Source organism: Dietzia sp. B19 (assembly GCF_014145155.1).
Lineage (GTDB): Bacteria > Actinomycetota > Actinomycetes > Mycobacteriales > Mycobacteriaceae > Dietzia > Dietzia natronolimnaea.
The window spans coordinates 1-1,272 of the sequence record NZ_JAALED010000483.1; the positions used below are offsets into that span (position 1 = coordinate 1).

Sequence of the window (1,272 nt, forward strand, 5' to 3'; positions counted from 1 at the left end):
AGTCGGCCAAGAAGAAGGCCCGGAAGGACGCCCGCAAGAAGGTCACCACCGCCAAGAAGACGAGTGACCGCGCCCGGAGCAAGGCCGCGGCCGCCATCCGGCCCTGACGATCCGCTCCCCCGGTGCCCGCGCACCGGAAGTCGACGACCCCGCCCCCACGGGCGGGGTCGTCGGCGTCGGTGGGCCCTGCGCGAGACCCGGTAGCCTGGTTGTCCTGCACTGCGCGGTACACCCACCCGATGCGCAGTCCCCACCCGAGAGGAGCGCGCATGACGGGATACGACGCCGTCGACGAGGAACAGCGCCACCTCGGCCGTCTCCTCGATCGTCTCGAGGAACTCCGGGCCGACACCCGGGCCCGCCTCGACGCCGTCCTCCGGGGCACGGGGGGAACTCCTCAGGCGCGATCGGAGCGGGAGTCGTTCGCGCGGCTCTATTCGTCTGAGTTGGCGGCGTTCAACGCCGCCAACCTGGGCCTGTACTTCGGTCGGCTGGACATGGAGGACGGAGAGGTCCGGAGGATCGGGCGCGTGGGACTGAGGGACGACGACGAGGACCTCACCCCGCTCCTGCTGGACTGGCGCGCGGACCACAGCCGCCCGTTCTATCTGGCCACCACCGCCCGCCCCGAGGGCGCACACCGTCGTCGTCATCTCCGCACGATCGGCAGGAGGGTCATCGGGGTCCACGACGAGTACCTCACCGCACCGGTCGACGGTGAGGTGCCGGAGGACCACGACGACGTCGTGGGGGAATCCGCCCTGCTCGAAGCCCTGGACAGCGCGCGCTCCGCTCACATGACGGACATCGTCGCGACCATCCAACGCGAGCAGGACGAGATCATCCGCAACCCCCACGCCGGTGTCCTGGTGGTCCAGGGCGGGCCGGGGACGGGGAAGACCGCCGTGGCCCTTCACCGTGCGGCCTATCTGCTCTACACGCACCGCCGGAGGCTCGACCGCAGCGGAGTGCTCATCGTGGGGCCCAACGCGCGGTTCCTCGACTACATCGCACGCGTCCTGCCGTCGCTCGGCGAGTCGGGAGTCGTCCTGCGCACACTCGCCGACCTCTACCCCGGGGTCCGTGCCACCGGTTCGGAGACTCTCCGCGGCGAGGAGGTCAAGGGCTCGGCGGACATGGTCGACATCCTCAAGGCCGCCGTCCGCGCCCGCCAGTTCGCCCCGGGGGCGGACGTGGTGGTGCGGTGCGAGGGACACGACCTCGTCCTCACGCCCGCGGTGGTCCGCGCCGCCCGCGGCCGGGCCCGGATGA

1 protein-coding gene is annotated in these 1,272 nt (G+C 71.5%); it reads left to right on the forward strand.

What is annotated here, in order from left to right; translation table 11 throughout:
* Window positions 1-269 precede the first annotated feature (269 nt).
* Window positions 270-1,272, forward strand: a 1,003-nt coding sequence (locus tag G6020_RS13330; protein ID WP_182610949.1) for a UvrD-helicase domain-containing protein, incomplete at its 3' end; no start/stop codon positions are given.